Origin of the sequence: Streptomyces sp. NPDC059092 (assembly GCF_042756365.1) — a bacterium.
GTDB lineage: Bacteria > Actinomycetota > Actinomycetes > Streptomycetales > Streptomycetaceae > Streptomyces.
Genome location: NZ_JBHZEJ010000040.1, coordinates 52,487 through 72,462, shown reverse-complemented (window position 1 = coordinate 72,462; position 19,976 = coordinate 52,487). Strand labels below are relative to the sequence as shown.

The window sequence follows — 19,976 nt, the reverse complement described above, 5'->3', positions numbered from 1 at the left end:
GTCCCCGGCCGGGCGGGGGCCCGCGGTGATCACGGAGCGTCGCGGCTCCGTGATCACCGGGGCCTGTGGTCCCGCCGTACCGCTGGAACTGAGGTGCCGGCGGCGCCTGTCCGCGCGAGCGCTCAGACGAATTGATTGCCGTCCGCGCGGAGCTGCCTGCGCAGGATCTTGCCGTTCCCGTTGCGGGGCAGCGCGTCCAGCCACACCACGTCGTGCGGAACCTTGTACCAGGACAGCCGGGACCGGACGAGATCGACCAGCTCGGCGGCGAGGGCGTCGCCGCCCGTGCTCCCATCCGAGCCGGCCACGGGCACGGCCACCACGTACGCGCGCAGACTCGTGTCCCCGGCCGGCCGCCGTACGGCGCTGACCGCGGCTTCCAGCACCCGCGGGTGGCCCTCCAGAAGCCGCTCGACCTCGCCCGGCACCACGTTCTGCCCACCGATCACCTCGACGTCGTCGAGCCGGCCGTGCACGTGGACGACCGCGTCCTCGTCGACCGACGCCAGGTCCCCGGTCGGCCACCAGGTGTCGGTCATCTGATGGGGTACGAGGCTCCCCCGGGCGACGCCGCGCGTGGCGAAGGGCACGCGGATGTGCAGTTCGCCTCGCCGTCCCGCGGGCACCGCGTGCCCGTCGGCGTCGACCACGCGCACCGGCCGGCCCTCGAAGGACGGCCCTATCGCCGAGGGCAGACCGTACGCGGCCGGCCGGCCGACGGCGATGCCGCCGATCTCGGTCGCGCCGTACACGTTGACCAGGCGCTCCCCGAGGATCGGCACCAACTGCCCGCGCAGCCGGGCCGAAAGCACCTCCCCGGCGCACGTCACCTGCCGGAGCCGGCCGAGCACCTCGGCGTGACCGGGTTCCAGGAGCAGCCGCGCGAGGAAGCTCGGCTGCGCGAGCAGGTCCGTCACCTGGTGGCGTCGTATGAGTTCGATCGCGGCGGCCGGGGTCGCCCGCGGACGTGAGAGCACGGTGGTCCGGCCGCCTTCGAGCGTGGTGAACAGCGAGACGCCGAGCCCGCCCAGGAAGTACATCCGCGACAGGGACAGTCCGACGGTCCGGGGCTCGGCCACCCTGTCCGGGCGGCGCACGCCGACGAAGTTACGGTGAGGGTAGAAGCACAGCTTCGGCACGCCCGTGGTGCCGGAGGTGAACAGGGCGAGTGCGGGCGCCTCCCCGCCGTCGGCGAACCGGGGGTCAGGCTCTCCCGCGACCAGCGATTCGGCCCCGGTGGTCGGGTACGGCACCGCGGTGTGGAGCCATGCGACGGTGTCCGGGTCGACCACGACCAGAGCCGGCTCCGCCGCCGCCACGTCCCGCGCCAGATCCTCCCGGCCCATCTGGACGTTGACCGGCACCGCGACGAGACCGGCCTGCGCGGCCCCGAGCAGGCACCAGACCATCTCCATGCTGTCGGGCAGGGCGAGCAGGACGCGGTCACCCCGGCCTAACCCCGCCGCCCGGTACGCGCCGGCGACGCGCGCCGCCCCGTCGAAGACCTGGCCGAACGTCCAGGCGCGGTCGTCGGCGAGGAAGGCTACTCGGTCGTTCCACCCCTGGTCACGAACGTGTTCAGCCAGGTGTTGCGTCATGTTCTCGGACATATTGACGGACATCTCCTCTGCGGGCCTCTGCCGCGTGCTGTCACTCACGGCCGGGCGCTCACACCCGGCCCATGGGTATCGGGAGGCACACCTTAGCCTCGCCTCGATCCACCGACATGGATTTGATGTGACTGTCATACGGAATATGGACGGAAATTCCCGTACGCATAAACTCCCGCCCATCCCAGCTTCAGGATTCCCGGAGCATTCGAGTTTTCCAGTCAAGTGAAACAATCACAAAGAGGGATTCGATTAACTCACACGAGTGGCACACTCTTCCGCTGCCGGGAGCCATTTCATTATCTTCTCCTCTGTGCAGTCTGAACGTGCGGTCTCGCCGGGGGTGGGGCGGCACGCAACGGGAGGGAAAACAGAATGACGGAGAAAAGGACGACCGCGGTCGCCCTCGGGGCGGCGGCAATGGTCCTCGGGGGACTGATGGTCCCCGCGAGCCAGGCGGCTGTCGCAGCGGCGCCGGCCGCACAGACCTATTCCTTCTACAGCGAGAGACTGGGGCAGATGCTGGACTCCAGTTCCTTCGGCACCAACGCCATCACCTGGGCGCCCAACGGATCCGGTTACCAGCAATGGACCGAGACCCCCGGGTCCACCGGGATCCAGCTCATGGACGTACGGAAGGGGAAGTGCCTCCAGGCTCCGGCTTCCACCGGACAGCCGGTCGCGGTCGCGACGTGCAACCGGTTCACCCCCACCCAGCAGTGGAAGCTCGTGGTGGAGGGGGACGACACCCTCATCGCGAGGGCTTCGAACAGCGGCGAGGTCATCGGCGCGGTCGGTGCCGACAGCCAGGTGAGGCTGGAGACGAAGACCAACAGCCGCAGCCAGAGGTGGCTCGTCTCCCCCGCCTGACGCACGATCACCTCACGGTGAGGCAGAGGCGTCGGGTCACGGCGCGGACAGGAGCAGGGCGCCCCGTCCGCAGGACCCCACGCTGAAGACCGTGTTGGCCCACCAGGTCACCGCCGGGTGGGCCAACGCGGTCGTCGGCGGGCGCGCCACCGGTCAGGGGAGCGTTCGGGGTGGACCCGTTCGCGCCGGGCTCACGCGACCTCGGCCGCCACGCGTCCGCTCCTGACGGCGTCGACGAGGGTCTGGTGGTCGCGCTCGTTCTGGTCGGCGTAGCTCTCGGCGAAGCGGACGAGGGCCTGGTCGAAGACATCGCCGCGTCCCAGATAGGCGGCGATGGCGATGCGGTCACCGGAGCGGGCGTGAGCGCGGGCGAGTGTGGCGCCGCAGAGTTCGCCGAAGACGCCCATTCCTCGCGGCACCATCATCGAGGGTTCCACGATGCCCTTCCAGTCACGCAACTGGCGTATGTAGAAGTCCCGTTCCAGACCGTCGGGCGCGTGCACGTGCTCCCAGCCGAGGAAGATGTCACTGGCCGCCTGCATCAGATGCTGGCCGGCGACGACCCGTTCGCCCTGCGTGGCGAACTCGCTGGCACCGGCGTACGCCGCGAGTACCGACTCGTCGGCCTCCTTGGCCTGGAGGAACAGGGGGTCCCCGCTGTCCCTGCCCACCAGCAGAATGACCCAGCAGCGGGTGCCGACGCTCCCGACCCCGACCACCTTGCGCGCCACGTCGACCAGGGTGAACTGCTGGAGCAGACGCTGACGGTCCGGCTGCAGGCTCTTTCCGTACCGCATGACGAGATCCCGGAGCGTCTCTTCGAGTTCGGCACGCTCAAGGTCCGGCAGCAGGTCGGCAATCGGCATGACGACGGGCGGTGCGGGGACGATCCGCCGGCGGCCGTCCATCACGCGTGTGAGCTTCTCGAAAGCCTGAAGGCTGTCCTTGGTGCGTGCCTTGGCCAGCGCCCTGGACAGCTGCTTTTGGCCACGCTGCCGCAAGCGGCCGGACGCCACGGCCTCCAGGTGCGCCGCGTCGGCCTTCGCGTACCAGACGGCGAGATTGGGCATCCTGGCGAAGCTGCGCATCTGCTCGCGGTACGACCGGACGGCGCTCCGGACGATCCCGCCGCGCTCCGCGTCCGTGTAGCCGTTCTCGCGTCCGGCGATCACGAGACTGGTCGCCAGCCTCTTCAGGTCCCATTCCCACGGGCCGGGCAGGGTCTCGTCGAAATCGTTGATGTCGAAGAGGAGATTCCGCTCCGGCGATGCCAGCAGCCGGAAATTCAACATGTGCGCGTCGCCGCACAATTGCGCCCTCAGACCGGACGCGGGCGTCGTCGACAGGTCGGCCGCCATGATCGAGGCCGCGCCACGGTAGAAGCGGAACGGGGATTCCGTCATGCGGCCGTAGCGGATCGGCACGAGTTCGGGCACGCGCGCGGCCGACTGCGCTTCGATGACGCTCACGGGGTCGGTGCGGTGCGGGGGCGGTTCGAACTCGCCATGAGCGGACCGGGGTGTGCGGGTCCGCGCCGCTTTGCCCAGAGCGGCGCGCTCCCGAGGAGAGCGCCACAGCTCGCTCTGGATGGTGGTCGCCGGTTTTCCGGTCATCGGAGAGCCTCCTGGATAGGACGGCCAGTGGACGACGGGGCCGCAGGCAGCCGGGTCGGCCGCTGGACGTACTCGTCCGGGACGCGGGTCGTGGTCGTCGGCGTCATTACCCTCACCGCAAGCGTCGCAGCTCCAGGCCCTCCTCGCATCACTCGTGCCGGGCGTCAGGGGACCACGGTGGGCGCGAAGGTGGACGGAACACCAACCTTGTCACTGAACGTAGTCGCCGGTCACGGCCGGGCGGTGGGCCGGGCTCCGCCGGCGGTCCGCTGCACCCCATTAGGGTGTGGGGATGCGACGTGTCTCCCGCGCCATCGGCTCCTGTGCGAGCGGGGCCCACGTATGACCACGGAGACCCGGTCGCTGCCCGCCCTCGCGCCCGGCGCGACGGAGACGCCCTTCGTCATCATGGGATACGACGAGGTCGTCGCGCGCGACACCGTCTGGGACGAGCACTCGCACCCCTTCCACGAACTGCTCTGGAACGAGCGCGGCGCCTCGTCGGCCGTGGTCGGCTCACGGGTGTGGACGATCACCCCCGCACTGGGCCTGTGGATGCCCGCGGGCACACTGCACTCCGGGTCGGCGGTCGCCGGCACCTGGTTCCGGGCGAGTTTCTTCGGTTTCCGCACCACGTCCTCGATCTCCGAGGCGCCGGTGGCCGTCGAGATCACCCCGCTGCTGCGGCTGCTGCTGGAACGGCTCAGCGACCCGGAGCTCTCCGCCGGTTCGCGGGCGGCGACCGAGGTGCTGGTCCTCGACGTGCTCGCGCCGTCACCGCGCGAACTGCTCGTCCACGTGCCCACCTCCGCCCTGCTGCGCCCGATCGCCGAGGCGGTACGCGAGGATCCGGGCGACCAGCGGACGCTGACGGAGTGGGCGTCCGTGCTCGGCGTGAGTCCCCGCACGATCACCCGTGCGTTCAACACCGAGACGGGCACGAGCTTCGCGCGCTGGGTGGCCGCGGTGCGTTCGCAGCACGCGGTCGCCCTGCTCACCCGGGGCTGGGACGTCGAGGGCGTCGCGGAGCGGGTCGGCTACCGGTCGGCCAGCGCCTTCGGGGCGGCGTTCCGGCGTACGACCGGGCTCACCCCGGGGACGTTCCGCGAGCGCTGAGCCGGTCGCGGGCGGCGCCGGGTCCCAGCGGTCTCCCGGCTCCCGCGTGTCCCGATCGCTACAGCGCGTGTCTCGAATGGTCGATTGCGACACGGGGGCAACCTCTCTAAAGTACAAAGGCAAGCCTTACCTAACCGGCTTGTGCGAGCCCGGTGCACCCCCTTCACGACGGCATCCCGCGAACCCGGGCGTGCGAGGCCCGCACCCCTGACATCCCGAAAGCTGAGTACGGACCCATGTCTTCATACCGCCTCCGCCTGCTCACCGCGGCAGCCGCCCTGGTGGGTCTCACCGCCTGCGGCGGCCCCGCCGACACCGAGACCACGGGGGACGCCGGCGACAGGAGCAGTTCGAGCGCGTTTCCGCTGACGGTCGAGCACGCGCTGGGGAAGACCACCATCCCCTCGAAGCCCCAGCGCGTCGCCACGGTGAACTGGGCCAACGACGAAGTGCCCCTGGCGCTCGGTGTCGTACCGGTCGGCATGGCCAAGGCGAACTTCGGCGACGACGACGGCGACGGAGTCCTGCCCTGGACGGAGAAGCGGCTCAAGGAGCTGAAGGCCGAGACCCCGGTGCTCTTCGACGAGACCGACGGGATCGACTTCGAGGCCGTGGCCGACACGAAGCCGGACGTGATCCTCGCCGCGTACTCGGGACTGACCAAGCAGGACTACGCGACGTTGAGCGACATCGCCCCCGTGGTCGCGTACCCGGACGCCCCCTGGGCGACCCCGTGGCGCGACATCATCCGGACGAACAGCAAGGCGATCGGGCTGGCCGCCGAGGGCGACAAGCTGATCAAGGACCTTGAGGGGGACATCGCCACGACCGTCGCCAAGTACCCGCAGCTCAAGGGGGCGTCGGCGATGTTCATGACGCATGTCGACCCCAACGACGTGAGCGAGATCGGCTTCTACACGACGCACGACACCCGGACGCAGTTCTTCCAGGACCTCGGTCTGAAGATCCCCGGCAGCATCACCGACGCGTCCAAGGGCACGGACAAGTTCGCCCTGACGCGCAGCGCCGAACAGATCGACGTGTTCGACGACGTCGACATCATCACCGGGTACGGCGACGAGAAGGGCGAGATGCTGGAGACGCTCCGCAAGGACCCCCTGATCTCGAAGATCCCCGCCATCAAGCGCGGCTCGGCGTACCTGCTGCCCGGGTCCACGCCCCTGGCGACCGCGGCGAACCCGACGCCCCTGTCGATCTCGTGGGTCCTGGACGACTACGTCGCCGCTCTCGCCGAGGCCGCGGACAAGGTCAAGTGACGACGGTCGACACCCGGCGCCCGCCGCACGCCGCCGTGACGCGGCGTACGGCGGGCGCCCGGACGCTGTGGCTCCTCGCCGCGGTCCTGGTCCTGGCCGCGATCATGGTGGCCTCCCTCGCGTTCGGCTCGCGCGACGTCGCCTGGTCCGACGTGTGGGCGGCGCTCGGGGGCGCGGACGACTCCCTGGAGCAGGCGGCGGCCACGAAGCGGCTGCCCCGTACGGTGCTCGCGGCGGTGATCGGCGCGGCGCTCGGCCTGGCCGGCTGTGTGATGCAGGGCGTGACCCGCAACCCGCTGGCCGACCCGGGCATCCTGGGCGTCAACATGGGGGCCTCGCTCGCCGTGGTGACGGGGGTCGCGTTCTTCGGACTCACGTCGCCGACCGCCTATGTTTGGGTCGCGATCGCGGGCGCGGCGCTCTCCGCCCTGTTCGTGTACACGGTGGGGACGATCGGACGGGGAGGCGCCACGCCCCTCAAGCTCGCCCTCGCCGGCGCCGCCACGTCTGCGGCGTTCGCCTCGCTGGTCAGCGCCGTCGTCCTGCCGCGCAACGACATCGCGGGAAGCTTCCGGCTCTGGCAGATCGGCGGGGTCGGCGGGGCGTCCTTCGAACGCATCGGGCAGGTCCTGCCCTTCCTCCTGGTGGGTTTCGCCGTCTGTCTGCTGTCGGCGCGGGCGCTGAACTCCCTCGCGCTGGGCGACGAGTTGGCGGCCGGCCTCGGCGAACGCGTCGCCGTCGCACGGGCCATGGCCGCGCTCGGCGCCGTCGTGCTGTGCGGCGCGGCGACCGCGGTCACCGGGCCGATCGCGTTCGTCGGTCTCGTCGTCCCGCACACCTGCCGCCTGCTGGTCGGCGTCGACCACCGCTGGCTGCTGCCGTTCTCGGCGCTGCTGGGGGCGTCGCTCCTCACGGCCGCCGATGTGGTGGGCCGCGTCGTGGCCCGCCCCGCCGAGATCGACGTGGGCATCGTGACGGCGCTGATCGGCGCCCCGTTCTTCATCTACATCGTCCGTCGTCAGAAGGTACGTGCCCTGTGAGCGCCAAGGTCCTGACCCGGCCCCCGTCCGTCGGGGCCGCGGCCCGCGGCCGGGTCCGCCGCGCGTCCCGGCGACGCCTCGTCGTCCTCGCGCTGGCCGTCCTCGTCGTCGCCGCGTTCTCCCTGACCCTGATGGCCGGGCAGACGTTCTACCCGCCGCGCGACGTGATCCGGGTGGTCCTCGGGGAGCAGGTGCCCGGGGCCACCTTCACGGTCGGCCGGCTCCGGCTGCCGCGGGCCGTCCTCGCCATGGTGGCGGGGTTCAGCTTCGGACTGGCCGGTGTCACCTTCCAGACGATGCTCCGCAACCCGCTGGCCAGCCCGGACATCATCGGCATCAGCTCCGGCGCGAGCGCCGCCGCGGCGTTCGCGATCGTCACGCTCTCCCTCGGTGAGCTGCAGGTGTCGGTCCTCGCCATCGCCGCCGGTCTCGCCGTGGCCGTCCTGGTGTACGCGCTGGCGTTCCGGGGCGGTGTCGTCGGCACCCGGCTCATCCTGATCGGCATCGGGATCTCCGCGATGCTCGACAGCATGACCAACTACGTGCTGTCCCAGGCGGCCGAGTGGGACCTCCAGGAGGCGATGCGCTGGCTGACCGGCAGTCTGAACGGGGCGCGCTGGGAACAGGTCGTCCCCGCCGTCGTCGCGCTGGCCGTGCTCACCCCCGTACTGCTGGCCAGGTCGCGCGACCTCTCCGCGATGCAGCTCGGTGACGACACCGCCTCCGCGCTCGGGGTTCGCGTCGAACGCACCCGCATCACGGTCATCGTGGCCGCCGTCGGGCTGATCGCCTTCGCGACGGCGGCGGCGGGTCCCATCGCGTTCGTGGCGTTCCTCTCCGGTCCCATCGCGGCCCGGATCGTGGGAGCGGGGGGTTCGCTGCTGGTGCCCGCCGGGCTGGTCGGTTCGCTCCTGGTGCTCGTGGCCGACTTCTGCGGCCAGTTCGCGTTCGACTCCCGGTACCCGGTCGGGGTCGTCACCGGTGTTCTCGGGGCGCCCTACCTCGTCCATCTGATCATCCGCACCAACCGGACAGGAGGGTCGCTGTGACCTCGACCCACTCACTCGCGGCCGAGGGCCTCACCCTGGGCTACGGCGACCGCGTCGTCATCGACTCCCTCGACCTGGCCGTGCCCCCCGGCCGGATCACGGTGATCGTCGGCGCGAACGCCTGCGGGAAGTCGACGCTGCTGCGTTCGATGTCCCGTCTGCTCGCGCCCCGCGCGGGCCGCGTCGTCCTGGACGGCAAGGAGGTGCACCGCCTGCCCGCCAAGGAACTCGCCCGTACGCTCGGGCTCCTGCCCCAGTCGCCGGTGGCGCCGGAAGGCATCACCGTGGCGGATCTGGTCGGCCGGGGGCGCCACCCGCATCAGGGCGTCTTCTCCCGCTGGAGCGAGAAGGACGACGCCGCCGTGGCGTCCGCCCTCGAAGCGACGCACACGGCGCCGCTCGCCGACCGGGCCGTGGACGAGCTGTCGGGGGGCCAGCGCCAGCGCGTGTGGATCGCGATGGCGCTCGCCCAGCAGACCGATCTGCTGCTGCTCGACGAGCCCACCACCTTCCTCGACGCGAGCCACCAGATCGAGGTCCTCGACCTGCTGACCGACCTGAACCAGGCGCGCGGCACGACCATCGTCATGGTCCTGCACGACCTCAACCTCGCCGCCCGGTACGCGGACCACCTCATCGCCCTCGCGGAGGGACGGCTCCACGCGGTCGGCGCCCCGGCCGAGGTGCTGACGCGGGAGAACGTACGCGCCGTGTTCGGCCTGGACAGCCGCATCATCGAGGACCCCGTCTCGGGCAGGCCCCTGATGCTGCCGATCGGCCGCCACCACGCCGGGCAGCCGGCCGGGGCGTCCCCGGAACCGCAACAGGAACCGGCGGAACCCGCGGTCCGGTGACGGCCGCCGGTGCCCGGGGCCGGGGCGGGTCCGCCGGGCGGGGTCAGGGTACGTACGAGGCGTTCCGAGCCGTTCGCACCACCGCCCGGCCGTCGTCGCGGCCGAGGAGCCCGGCGGACACCCATGCGTCCACGGTGCCCCGTACCCGCGAGACGAGCGCGTCCTTGTCGCGGAACGGGGCCCCGGCCCACACCTCGTCGAGGAGGGTCGTACCGTCCGGCTTCGACGGGTTGGCGACGCCCGACCCGGTGTTCCCGAACGCGATCCGGGGTTCGCTCCGCCGGATGTAGGCGTGGGCCGGATCCTCGGTGCCTTCGAAGAAGGGGGCGAACTCGACGCCGTCCAGCGTGTGGTGGAGCGGCTTGCCCGGCACCGGGGTGAGGGTGGGCAGCAGGTCCCCCGAGAGGGACGCGTTGCGGTAGAACCCGAACCGCAGATGGCTCGTCGAGGCGTCGCGGGCGACCAGGTTGACCGGGCCGTGGAAGAGGGACTGGAGGGTCGGGTCGTCGGGGGTCGGCTCGGCCCTGAGCCGGAAGGGCATACGGATCCGTACGGTGTCGCCGCCGCGCCAGGTACGGGAGACCGCGAAGTAACTCCCGGTCAACGGCTGCCCCTTGACCGTGCTGCCGTTGACCGTCACCTGGAAGCCGGCGTCGGCCCAGGAGGGTACCCGCAGGCGCAGCTCGAAGGCGCCGCCGCCGCCGATGGTCAGGGTGGAGCCCTGTTCCCTGGGGAAGTCGGTGGTCTGGGTGACGGTGATCCCCCGCTCGGCCCAGGTCAGGGTGGAGGGGCTGTACAGGTTGACGTACAGGACGCTGTCGTCGGCCTGCCTGAAGTAGACCGAGTCCTGGTACTTGGTGGCGCTCTCCATCCCGGTGCCCTCGCAGCAGGTGGTGCCCGCCTTCGGTGTGTAGTCGCGTACGTGGCCGGGTGTCAGCCCGATGAAGTACGTGACGAGCGGCTTCTCGGCGTCCGCGGTGTCCTGTTTGGAGCCGAGGACCTGGTTGTAGAGGGCCCGTTCGTAGTAGTCCATGTACTTCGGGTCCGGGTCGTGGAGGAAGAGCAGGCGGCTCAGCTTGAGCATGTTGTACGCGCAGCAGCTCTCGGCGGTGGTGGCGCTGATCGTGCCCGCCACGGATCCACGGCCCCGCCAGAACTCTCCGCTGCTGGTGCCGCCGATGCCGTACATCCGGGTGGGGACGACCATGTCCCAGAAGTTCTTCGCGGCGGCGAGGTAGCGCGCCTCGCCCGTCGCGTCGTGGAGCCGGAGCAGCCCGGTGAAGATGGGGATGTGCTGGTTGGCGTGGAGGCCGTCCAGCACGTCCCTGTTCGCGGCGCAGGCGTCGATGAGGGAGTCGAGGTCGAACAGCTTCGCGAGGGCGAGGTGTTCGGGCTTTCCGGTCAGGGTGTGGAGGTCGCAGACGGCCTCGACCAGGCCGCCGAACTCGCCGCTGGAGAAGAGGCCCCACATCCGCTGGAGTGTGCTCGCGGGCAGGCGGGACAGCCGGGAATACATCCAGTCGCACAGCCCCGACGCGAGGTCGAGCGCCCGTGCGTCGTCGGTGTACAGGTGGGCGTCGAGCAGGCCCCTGAGGATCTTGTGCGCGGTGTAGTACGGCGCCCATACGACGCCGTAGTCACTGCTGGTCATGGACTCAAGCGTGATGAACTGGGTCTCCGGGTAGGCCGCGAGGAATCCGGGGTGGCTGGGCGCGCCCCAGGTACGGCGCAGGGTGGCGTCCAGGCCGCGGGGCGAGCCGTCGGCGAAGGTGGCGCCGGTGGTCTCGTCGAAGGCGTACGCGACCAGATCGCCCCTGCCCGCCGGGGAGTCGGCGGCCCGGTCGTTCTGCAGCTCCGCGATCTCGCCGGCGGTGAGTGCGCGCCCCCAGACGTTGAACTCGTCGAACGCCCCGGCGAACACCGGGTCGCCCGGGTAGTTCGAGCGGCCGAGCCAGTGGTTGCGCACGGTGGCGAACGCCGCCGGGTCGAGGGTCATCCCGTCGTGGCGGGCGACGGCGCTCCCGTTGACGTAGAGCACACCGGTGCCGCCGCCGATCGTGACGGCCAGATGGCTCCAGCGGTCCAGGGGGAGCGGTTCCTCGCCGTCGAGGCCCCGCTCCCCCGCGGCGCCTGAGGTCGTGAGGGCGAAGCGGGGCACGCCGTTCGCGTTGCGGGCGGCCAGGTAGAGGTAGCGGGTGGTGTCGTCACCGAAGTCGAGGACGCGGGCCCAGTCCGCGGGGTGGGTGGGTTTCACCCAGGCCGAGAGGGTGACGGCCCGGGCCTCGCCCAGGACGCCGGCGGGCAGGTCGACATACCTGTAGGAGCCGCGGACGTTCTCGGCGGCGGTGCCGAACCTGCCGGGCACACCGAGGACGGCCGGCGGGTCGCGGAGCGCCGAGCGGACCTCGGTCAGGGTGTCGACCATGGAGTGGATGCGGTCGGCGTACACCTGGTCGCCGGTGCTGCCGTAGGACTGGGCGAGCATCGTCAGGAAGTGGCCGGTGTAGTGGCCGCGGAGGTTGCCGTTGGCCTCACCGTCGAGGCCCTCCCATCCGCCGGGGGCGACCGCGCCGCGGGTCGGGAGCCCGGCGTTGGCGCGGAAGACCTGGAGCAGCCGGTCCACGTCGTACCCACGGCCGTGGTCGAGCAGGAACTGACGTTTCGTGGCGAAGATGCCCCGGCCGAGCGTGACGTCCCCCAGGTCGAAGGGGCGGAGCGTCCAGGAGGACGGGGCCGGGAGGACCGCGGCGGCGGACGGGGCGGCCCCGGCGCAGGAGAGTCCCGATGCCGCGGCGGTGGCCATCGCGGTCCGGAGCAGGCCTCGTCTGGAGAGGTGGGGTGCCATGGTTTCCTCGTCTCTGCGACGGTGAGATGCGGCCATGAGCGTGCGACACCGGTACGACGGAAGGGCTCCCGGGAGCCTGGTCACGGACCGATGAGGGACAACCGTCGTCCGGTATGCCGAACATCGTTCCGAGTTCCGATCAGAAGATAGGTTCGGGAGGCCGACGCGTCAACGATCCCGCCACGGCCGGCACATGCGTACACCGTGGAGGCTCGTCGATCCGCTGCGCCCCGCCCCTGTCCGGCGCCGAGCGGCCCGGCGGCAGGTCCTTCGCCGCCGGGCCGCTCCTTCCGCTTCTCCCTCTTCCCCGCCTTCTCCGCTACCAGCGCGGGATGGCGGACCGGTACGTCGGGTGGATGGTGCGCATGTAGCCGGTGTCGTCCCGGTTGCGCAGACCGCAGGTCAGATACTGCTCGTGCAGAACCCCCAGCGCGTCGCGGTCGAGCGTGACACCGAGACCGGGGGTGGTGGGTACCTCCACCGAGCCGTCCTTGAAGGCCAGGACACCGGGCTCGATGACGTCCTCGGTCTTCCACGGCCAGTGGGTGTCGCAGGCGTAGGTGAGGTTCGGGGTGGCCGCCGCGAGATGCGTCATCGCCGCGAGGCTGATACCCAGATGCGAGTTCGAGTGCATGGACAGGCCCATGCCGAAGGTGTCGCAGATCCCGGAGAGGAGCTTGGAACGGCGCAGCCCGCCCCAGTAGTGGTGGTCGGAGAGGATGACCTGTACGGCGTCCACCGCCACCGAGGGGTGGAGTTCGTCGAAGGCCACGACGCACATGTTGGTCGCCAGCGGCATCGCCACCTCGCGGGCGACGGCGGCCATGCCCTCGATGCCCGGTGTGGGGTCCTCCAGGTACTCCAGCACTCCGTCGAGCGCCTGCCCGACCTTGATGGAGGTGGGCACCGTCCAGGCGGCGTTCGGGTCGAGCCGCAGCGGGTGGGCGGGGAACTCGGCGCGCAGCGCCTGTACGGCCTCGATCTCCTCCTCCGGTGGAAGGACCCCGCCCTTGAGCTTGATCGCGGTGAACCCGTACGCGTCGACCATGCGCCGGGCCTGGGCGACCACGCCTTCGGGGTCCAGCGCCGCGCCCCACTCGTCCGGCTCGGCGCCGGGGTGGCCGGCCCACTTGTAGAACAGGTAGGCGCTGAAGGGCACCGCCGCGCGCACGGCGCCGCCGAGGAGGTCGGAGACGGGGCGGCCGCACGCCTGTCCCTGGATGTCGAGCAGCGCGACCTCGAACGGGGAGTACACCCGGTCGACGGTGCTGCTGGTGGTGACCATCCCGGTCAGGCCGGTACCGCCCACGCCGCCGGTCCGCGCGATGACCTCGCCCACGCGCCGGTGCAGCTCCTCGGTGGCGTAGACGTCGAGCCCGGCGATCCGCCCGGCCACGGCCTCAAGCCGTTCCAGGTGCCTGGCGTCGGCGTAGGTCTCACCGAGTCCGGTGAGCCCGCCGTCGGTGCGCACCTCGACGATCGCCCGCAGGGCGTACGGCTCGTGGACGCCGACCGAGTTGAGGAGCGGCGGATCGCGGAAGGCGACGGGGGTGATGGTGACGGCGGAGATCCGCAGCTTCTCGGCGCTCATCGGGCGGCGTTCCTTACCAGTTCGAGTCCTCGCTCCAGGAGTGAGGAGAGTTCGTCGAGGTCTTCCCGCGTGGGGTCGGTCAGCGGAGCGCGGACCGGTCCGACCTCCAGGCCGCGCAGGCGTACGCCGGCCTTGACCAAGGAGACCGCGTACCCCGGGACCTTGTCACGCAGGGCGACCAGGGGGTGGAAGAATCCGACGAGGAGGGCGTCGACCAGCTCCTGGTCGCCGGTGGTCACCGCGCGGTGGAAGGCGAGGGAGACCTCGGGGGCGAAGCAGAAGGCGGCGGACGAGTACAGCGGAACGCCGATGGCCCGGTAGGCGGGGACGGTCGCCTCCGCGGTGGGGAGACCGTTGAAGAACTGGAAGGGCTTGCCGCTGTCGCGCAGCGATTCGCGGATGGCGACGACGGTGCGTGCCAGGGTTTCGATGTCGCCCGCGCCGTCCTTGAATCCGACGACCTGGCCGATCGCGGCGACCTCCACGGCCGCGCGCGGGCTGAACCGGGCGTTGGCGCGGTTGTAGACGATGAGGGGCAGCCCGGAGGCCTCGGCGACCGTCCTCACGTACCGCACCAGCCCGTCCTGATCCCCGCTGACCAGGTACGGCGGCAGCAGGAGCAGCCCGTCGGCGCCGTTCTCACGCGCCGCTTCGGCGAGGGCGATCGCCGTGGGGAGTGCGCCGCCGACACCCGCGTACACGGGGACCGCACCGTCCACGGCCCTGACCGCGGCGCGTACGACGTCGGTGTGCTCCTGCGGCGACAGGGCGTGGAACTCCCCGGTGCCGCAGGCGGGGAAGACCGCGCCCGCGCCGGCGGCCACCCCTGCCCGTACATGGGTGTCGAAGGCATGGAGGTCGAGAGCGCCGTCGGGTGCGAAGGGCGTGACCGGAAAGAACAGCACTCCGTCAAGCATAAGACTCCGTTCAGATATATGACCATGGTCCCGGTACATGTCTATGCCAGTGAACTTAGGACGCACCGGGGGAACCGTCAAGCAATCGCGCCGCCACCTTCCGCTTCCCACCTGGACAACAGCCGCCAACTGGGCACTCGACCCGGTCCCGCGAGATTCCGCGACGAAGTCATTGACCGGATCGGGGCGCGTACGTAACGTGTCCACACGCATGACAGAGGTTCACATACATATACAGCTGAGCCGGATGCCACCCCGATCGGGGCGCGGTGCGACCCCCCACATTCGTGAGCGGAGCCCGGCCCGCGCGGTCGACGGCGCCTGCCCCGGACACCTCTGTCGTGCCGTCACGCCTATCGAAGTGGGAGACAATGATGGTCCCGCAGCCTCTTGCGAAGAGTTCCGCGAGCGAGCCCGACGCCGAAAGCCGTGCGGTCGGCAAATTTTTGCGCCGCATGCTGCCCATTCTGGTCCTGATGCTCCTGGTCAACCAGATGGACCGGACGAACGTCGGCTTCGTCCAGGACGAACTGAGGGCCGACGTCGGAGTGAGCGCCACCGCCTACGGCCTCGGCGCGGGCCTGTTCTTCATCGGGTACGCCCTCTTCGAAGTACCGAGCAACATGTTGATGGAACGCTTCGGCGCCCGGGTCTGGCTGACCCGCATCATGATCACCTGGGGGCTGGTGATCCTGGCGATGTGCCTCATCCACAACGTGACGACGTTCTACATCCTGCGGTTCGTCCTGGGTGTCGCGGAGGCGGGCTTCTTCCCCGGCGTGCTGCTGTACTTCACCCAGTGGCTGCCGGACTCCAGCCGGGGCCGGGCCAGCGCGATCTTCCTGGGCGGCTCCGCCACGGCCTACATCGTGACCGGTCCGATCACCGGCGCGCTGCTGGAGATGCACGGCGTGGGCGGGTTCGCCGGCTGGCGCTGGATGTTCGCGCTCGAAGGAACCTTCTCCATCCTGGTGGGCATCGTCGCCGGATTCTTCCTCGTCTCCCGTATTTCCGAGGCCCGCTGGCTCACGCAGGAGGAGAAGGACGCGCTGAGCGCCTCGGTCGCGCGTGACCAGGAAGCCCGCAGCCGAGCGCCCAAGGTCTCGCGGTTCCGGCTTCTGATCCACCCCCAGGTCGCCCTGCTGACCGCGGTCTTCTTCGCGATGGCCCTCACCGGCTACGCGATCACCTTCTGGCTGCCGAGCCTGGTGGCGGAGATCGGCGGGCTCTCGCCCTTCCAGATCGGACTGCTCTCCGCCATCCCGTGGATCTGCGCGGTGATCGCCATGTACTCGATGAGCCACTTCACGGACCGCGCCCCGGACCGCCGGCCGTATCTCGCGATCGCTCTGGTCCTGTCGGCTGTGGGCGCCTTCCTCGCCACCCTGGGTTCCCCGTGGTTCGGGCTGGCCGCCATCACTCTGGCCGCGGTCGGCGGGAAGTGCGCGGCCACCCTGTTCTGGCCGATGGCGCAGGCCGGGCTCGATCTGAAGATCGCCGCGGCCGGTCTGGCGGTGGTCAACTCGCTGGGCAACCTGGGCGGTTTCGTCTCCCCCACGCTCTTCGGCTACCTGAAGGACACCACCGGCAGCACGCACGGAGGTCTGTACGCGCTCGCGGTGGCGTCCGTGCTGGCGGCCCTGGGCGTCGGCTTCATGCGCCGGCCCGGCGGCCCGGCCACCCCGGCCGGCGGAACGCCGGTGTCCGAACCGGCGGTGGCGACCGGCGAGGCGCGATGAGCGCTGTGCCGGCATAGCCGTACCCCCGTACCCCTGTACCCGTAACGCTTCGCGTTCCGTACCGCCGTACCCGCCGTACCCGTGCAGATCGTGGCCGGCCCGACAGCCGACGGGTGGGCACCACCCCCACCGGTCATCACGGCCGCCCCGGAGCACCTGCCCCGGGGCGGCCGTCGTGGCGCGCCGACCGGTCAGTGGCCGCCGGTCAGTTCGCCGCTGAGCCGGCCATGGAGGTGGGCGCTGGCGTGGTTGAGTCCGGTGATCCCGACGGTCTTGCCGCGCTGGGCGTACCTGTCCTCGATGGCGTCGAGGGCCGCGACCGACGAGGCGTCCCAGATGTGGGCGGCGGAGAGGTCGATGACGATCCGGTCGGGGTCGGTGGCGTAGTGGAACCGGCCGACAAGGTCGTTGGAGGAGGCGAAGAACAGCTCTCCCGTCACCCGGTAGACAGCGGCACCGTCCGGATCGGTGACCCTGGTGACCGCGGCGAGGTGCGCGACCCGCCGGGCGAAGATGACCATGGCGGTGACTGAGCCGACAACGACACCGACAGCGAGATTATGGGTGGTGACCACACACGCGACGGTGACGAGCATGACGGCGATCTCACCGGCCGGCATCCGCCGCAGCGTCCCGGGGGCGAGCGAGTGCCAGTCGAAGGTAGCGAACGACACCATGACCATGACGGCGACCAGGGCGGCCATCGGGATGTCGGAGACCACCGGGCCGAAGACGACGCACAGCACCATGAGGAACGCGCCGGCCAGGAAGGTCGACAGCCGGGTACGGGCACCGGAGACCTTCACGTTGATCATCGTCTGGCCGATCATGGCGCAGCCGCCCATCCCGCCGAAGAAACCGGTGACGATGTTGGCGATGCCCTGACCCACGGACTCGCGGGTCTTGTTGGAGCGGGTGTCGGTGATGTCGTCGACCAGCTTCGCGGTCATCAGCGATTCCATCAGGCCGACGAGCGCCATGGCGAGGGCGTACGGGGCGATGGTGGTCAGCGTGGCGAGGGTGAAGGGCACGTCGGGGAGGCCCGGCACCGGCAGCGCGGAGGGCAGGGCGCCCTTGTCGCCGACGGTGGGTACGGCGATCCCGGCCGCCAGTGTGATCACGGTGAGGACGAGGATGGAGACGAGCGGTGCCGGGATCACGGTGGTGACCTTCGGGAAGAACACCATGAGGGCGAGGCCGCCGATGATCAGCGGGTACACGGCCCACGGCACGTTCCGCATCTCGGGCACCTGGGCCATGAAGATCAGTATGGCGAGGGAGTTGACGAAGCCGACCATGACCGAGCGCGGGACGAACCGCATCAGCTTCGCCACACCCAGCACGCCGAGCACGACCTGGAAGACACCGGCGAGGATGACGGCGGCGATCAGGTGACCGAGGCCGTGTTCCCGGTTCAGCGGCGCGATCACCAGCGCCACGGCCCCGGTCGCGGCGGAGATCATCGCCCGGCGGCCACCGACGACCGAGATGACCACGGCCATCGTGAACGAGGCGACCAGACCGAGCACCGGATCGACCCCGGCGATGATCGAGAACGAGATCGCCTCGGGGATCAGCGCCAGCGCGACCACCAGGCCGGCCAGCACCTCCGTACGCCACACCTTCGGGTCGGTCAGCCAGTCGGGCTTCAGGCCGCGCAGACGTGCGGCCGGGGAGGGAGCGGAAGCGGAGGACACGGGAGAGGGAACCTGTCGTCTCGGGCACATGCCGCGACGGGCCGGGGCATGTGGGAGGACGCGGAGCAGCCGGGTCGGCGCCCCGCGGCCGGCCCGGGGGCACGGGCCGGAAGCTTCGGTCAGGAGGCGCGGCGGTGCGCCCGGACGTCATGTACGGGGCGGAGCGTCACGGCGGGCAGGGGGCGGCGCCAGGCGTCATGGGCTCGCGCACGCGGTTCTCCTGCAAGAATCGGATCTTCGCCAGGGGCGTGGGTGGCCCCGACACGGCAGCGGCGGGAGATCCTGGACGGGCCTTCGCCGTCAGCAACTCTACCCTAACGTTAGGGTAGAGATCGGCGGGCGTCGCGCGGAGCGCGGCGGCCCCGGGAAGACGAAGGGCCAGAGGATCACAGGCGTGGACGGCAAGCACATGCAGATCGGCGAGGTCGCCGCACGGACCGAACTGTCCCTGCGCACGATCCGGCACTACGAGGAGACCGGCCTGGTCGTCCCCTCCGCCCGCTCCCAGGGCGGCTTCCGCCTCTACACCGAGACCGATGTCGCCCGCCTCATGGTGATCCGCCGGATGAAGCCGCTCGGCTTCACCCTGGAGCAGATGCGCGACCTGCTGGACGCGACCGACCGCCTGGACTCCGACGGCGAGCCGCCCGAGGCCGAACACCGCGAACTGGTCGAGCGGGTCCGCACCTTCGAGCAGGCCGCCGCCGAGCGCGTCGCCGATCTGCGCAAGCAGCTGGGGCGCGCCGAGGACTTCGCCGCCACGCTGCGCGCCCGCCTGGAGCGGTCCGCGAACCCCCGGCCCTGACCTGGCGCTTCACCGGCCAGCCGGGACCCCGCGTCGGCTCGGAGCCGGCCCGCGTCGGCTCGGAGCCGGCCCGCGTCACCTCGGAGCCGGCCCGCCGCGACACCGTCCGGGGTGCGTCAGGGGGTCATTCCCAGACCGCGATGTTGCGCCGTACCGGGATCGCGCCCGAGTCCGTGGCGAACAGTTCGGGCGAGCGGGCCCGGATGCGTTCGACGTCGTCGAAGACCGCCCGCAGGTGGGTGCGCATGGCCGTACGGGCCAGGGAGACGTCCCCGGCGAGCACCGCTTCGAAGATCTCGACGTGCTGGGTGGCGAAGCCGGCGGGCGAGGCGGTGGCGTAGAGCCCGAGGCGGCGCGCGCGGTCGAGGTGCCCCTTGGCCGAGACCACGGTCGCCCAGGCACTGCCGTGTCCGCTCAGGCGCAGGATGGCCTGGTGGAACGCCTCGTCCAGTTCGAAGAACTCCTCCAGGGCGAGTCCCGGCCGCTGCTGCTCAGCCAGGTTGCCGCGCAGGACGTCGACGAGTTCCTGGTCGAGTTCCGCAGGGAGGTCGTCCAGGGACGCCAGCTCGACGGCCTCCCTGAGGAACTGGGCGTCGGCCACCTTGGCCGGGTCGACGCGTGAGACGAAGGATCCCACCTGCGGAAAGACCTGGACCAGGCCCTCGTGGGAGAGCAGGATCAGGCTCTCCCTGACGGGGGTGCGGCTGACCCCGAGGGAGGCCGCGAGCTCGTTCTCGGACAGGGCTGCGCCCGGGGGAAGCTCAAGGGTCAGAACCTTGCGTCGCAGCGTCTCGTAGACAGCGCGGCGACTGGTCCGCTGCCGGTTCGATCGGGCCATGCGCTCATCGTATCGGGCGCTGACACGGCCTGTGCCCGGCCGATGGCTCTGCGCCGCACCACTGGCGTCATCCGATGTGCCACGAGTATTGCATCACTGGCCGACCAGTGCTTGT

General features: G+C 70.8%; 15 protein-coding genes. 8 read left to right on the top strand and 7 right to left on the bottom strand.

The window, feature by feature from the left end:
• Window positions 1-122: 122 nt before the first annotated feature.
• Window positions 123-1,610, bottom strand: coding sequence for a class I adenylate-forming enzyme family protein (locus ACFXPL_RS22705; protein ID WP_384922422.1), 1,488 nt, complete (start codon window positions 1,608-1,610; stop codon window positions 123-125).
• Window positions 1,611-1,985: 375 nt separating this feature from the next.
• Between ACFXPL_RS22705 and ACFXPL_RS22700 the strand changes: the two genes are divergently transcribed.
• Complete coding sequence (locus tag ACFXPL_RS22700) at window positions 1,986-2,480, top strand: RICIN domain-containing protein (protein WP_384922419.1); 495 nt, start codon at window positions 1,986-1,988, stop codon at window positions 2,478-2,480.
• Window positions 2,481-2,671: 191 nt separating this feature from the next.
• Here the strand turns inward: ACFXPL_RS22700 and ACFXPL_RS22695 are convergent, their stop codons facing one another.
• Window positions 2,672-4,093, bottom strand: a complete 1,422-nt coding sequence (locus ACFXPL_RS22695; protein ID WP_384922416.1) for a DUF2252 domain-containing protein — start codon at window positions 4,091-4,093, stop codon at window positions 2,672-2,674.
• A gap of 342 nt (window positions 4,094-4,435) precedes the next feature.
• On the opposite strand from ACFXPL_RS22695, the gene ACFXPL_RS22690 reads away from it, so the two are divergent.
• From ACFXPL_RS22690 to ACFXPL_RS22670, 5 genes are all read left to right on the top strand, one after another.
• Window positions 4,436-5,209, top strand: coding sequence for a helix-turn-helix domain-containing protein (locus tag ACFXPL_RS22690; protein WP_384922413.1), 774 nt, complete (start codon window positions 4,436-4,438; stop codon window positions 5,207-5,209).
• Window positions 5,210-5,445: 236 nt separating this feature from the next.
• Entirely contained in the window at window positions 5,446-6,486 is a 1,041-nt protein-coding gene (locus tag ACFXPL_RS22685) for an iron-siderophore ABC transporter substrate-binding protein (protein ID WP_384922410.1), read from the top strand.
• Window positions 6,483-7,526: a FecCD family ABC transporter permease gene (locus ACFXPL_RS22680; protein ID WP_384922408.1), complete on the top strand. Its 1,044-nt coding sequence runs from the start codon at window positions 6,483-6,485 to the stop codon at window positions 7,524-7,526. Before ACFXPL_RS22685 ends, ACFXPL_RS22680 begins: the two co-directional genes overlap by 4 nt.
• The gene (locus tag ACFXPL_RS22675) at window positions 7,523-8,575 is read left to right on the top strand and encodes a FecCD family ABC transporter permease (protein WP_384922405.1); all 1,053 of its coding nucleotides are present in this window, start codon (window positions 7,523-7,525) and stop codon (window positions 8,573-8,575) included. The genes ACFXPL_RS22680 and ACFXPL_RS22675 overlap by 4 nt, the downstream gene beginning before the upstream one ends.
• Window positions 8,572-9,429 carry an ABC transporter ATP-binding protein gene (locus ACFXPL_RS22670; RefSeq protein ID WP_384922402.1) on the top strand — a complete coding sequence of 286 codons (858 nt, stop codon included), beginning with the start codon at window positions 8,572-8,574 and terminating at the stop codon, window positions 9,427-9,429. The genes ACFXPL_RS22675 and ACFXPL_RS22670 overlap by 4 nt, the downstream gene beginning before the upstream one ends.
• A 43-nt stretch (window positions 9,430-9,472) precedes the next feature.
• Here ACFXPL_RS22670 and ACFXPL_RS22665 read toward each other — a convergent pair whose 3' ends face one another.
• The 3 genes from ACFXPL_RS22665 to ACFXPL_RS22655 form a co-directional block, all read right to left on the bottom strand.
• A complete protein-coding gene (locus ACFXPL_RS22665) occupies window positions 9,473-12,274 on the bottom strand; it encodes a beta-L-arabinofuranosidase domain-containing protein (protein ID WP_384922399.1) in 2,802 nt (933 codons plus the stop codon).
• 319 nt (window positions 12,275-12,593) lie between these two features.
• Entirely contained in the window at window positions 12,594-13,865 is a 1,272-nt protein-coding gene (locus ACFXPL_RS22660) for a glucarate dehydratase family protein (RefSeq protein WP_384922396.1), read from the bottom strand.
• On the bottom strand, window positions 13,862-14,782 hold the full coding sequence (locus ACFXPL_RS22655) for a 5-dehydro-4-deoxyglucarate dehydratase (protein WP_384922393.1): 921 nt from the start codon (window positions 14,780-14,782) through the stop codon (window positions 13,862-13,864). The genes ACFXPL_RS22660 and ACFXPL_RS22655 overlap by 4 nt, the downstream gene beginning before the upstream one ends.
• Window positions 14,783-15,237: 455 nt before the next feature.
• Here ACFXPL_RS22655 and ACFXPL_RS22650 point away from each other — a divergent pair, with 455 nt between their 5' ends.
• On the top strand, window positions 15,238-16,521 hold the full coding sequence (locus tag ACFXPL_RS22650; protein ID WP_384922390.1) for an MFS transporter: 1,284 nt from the start codon (window positions 15,238-15,240) through the stop codon (window positions 16,519-16,521).
• Between the two features lie 191 nt (window positions 16,522-16,712).
• Here ACFXPL_RS22650 and ACFXPL_RS22645 read toward each other — a convergent pair whose 3' ends face one another.
• Window positions 16,713-18,248 (bottom strand): SulP family inorganic anion transporter, encoded by a 1,536-nt coding sequence (locus tag ACFXPL_RS22645; RefSeq protein WP_384922387.1) that lies wholly within the window; start codon window positions 18,246-18,248, stop codon window positions 16,713-16,715.
• Window positions 18,249-18,612: 364 nt separating this feature from the next.
• On the opposite strand from ACFXPL_RS22645, the gene ACFXPL_RS22640 reads away from it, so the two are divergent.
• On the top strand, window positions 18,613-19,023 hold the full coding sequence (locus tag ACFXPL_RS22640; protein ID WP_384922384.1) for a MerR family transcriptional regulator: 411 nt from the start codon (window positions 18,613-18,615) through the stop codon (window positions 19,021-19,023).
• Window positions 19,024-19,147: 124 nt separating this feature from the next.
• On the opposite strand, the gene ACFXPL_RS22635 is transcribed toward ACFXPL_RS22640, so the two are convergent.
• Window positions 19,148-19,861, bottom strand: coding sequence for a GntR family transcriptional regulator (locus ACFXPL_RS22635; RefSeq protein WP_384922381.1), 714 nt, complete (start codon window positions 19,859-19,861; stop codon window positions 19,148-19,150).
• Window positions 19,862-19,976 lie beyond the last annotated feature (115 nt).

Excerpts from the sequence above, each read along its gene's own strand:
- ACFXPL_RS22665 (WP_384922399.1), bottom strand. The coding sequence starts at position 12,274 with ATGGCACCCCACCTCTCCAGACGAGGCCTGCTCCGGACCGCGATGGCC.
- ACFXPL_RS22635 (WP_384922381.1), bottom strand. The coding sequence starts at position 19,861 with ATGGCCCGATCGAACCGGCAGCGGACCAGTCGCCGCGCTGTCTACGAG.
- ACFXPL_RS22660 (WP_384922396.1), bottom strand. The coding sequence starts at position 13,865 with ATGAGCGCCGAGAAGCTGCGGATCTCCGCCGTCACCATCACCCCCGTC.
- ACFXPL_RS22645 (WP_384922387.1), bottom strand. The coding sequence starts at position 18,248 with ATGTGCCCGAGACGACAGGTTCCCTCTCCCGTGTCCTCCGCTTCCGCT.
- ACFXPL_RS22690 (WP_384922413.1), top strand. The coding sequence starts at position 4,436 with ATGACCACGGAGACCCGGTCGCTGCCCGCCCTCGCGCCCGGCGCGACG.
- ACFXPL_RS22700 (WP_384922419.1), top strand. The coding sequence starts at position 1,986 with ATGACGGAGAAAAGGACGACCGCGGTCGCCCTCGGGGCGGCGGCAATG.
- ACFXPL_RS22685 (WP_384922410.1), top strand. The coding sequence starts at position 5,446 with ATGTCTTCATACCGCCTCCGCCTGCTCACCGCGGCAGCCGCCCTGGTG.
- ACFXPL_RS22695 (WP_384922416.1), bottom strand. The coding sequence starts at position 4,093 with ATGACCGGAAAACCGGCGACCACCATCCAGAGCGAGCTGTGGCGCTCT.
- ACFXPL_RS22650 (WP_384922390.1), top strand. The coding sequence starts at position 15,238 with ATGCTGCCCATTCTGGTCCTGATGCTCCTGGTCAACCAGATGGACCGG.
- ACFXPL_RS22655 (WP_384922393.1), bottom strand. The coding sequence starts at position 14,782 with ATGCTTGACGGAGTGCTGTTCTTTCCGGTCACGCCCTTCGCACCCGAC.
- ACFXPL_RS22705 (WP_384922422.1), bottom strand. The coding sequence starts at position 1,610 with ATGTCCGAGAACATGACGCAACACCTGGCTGAACACGTTCGTGACCAG.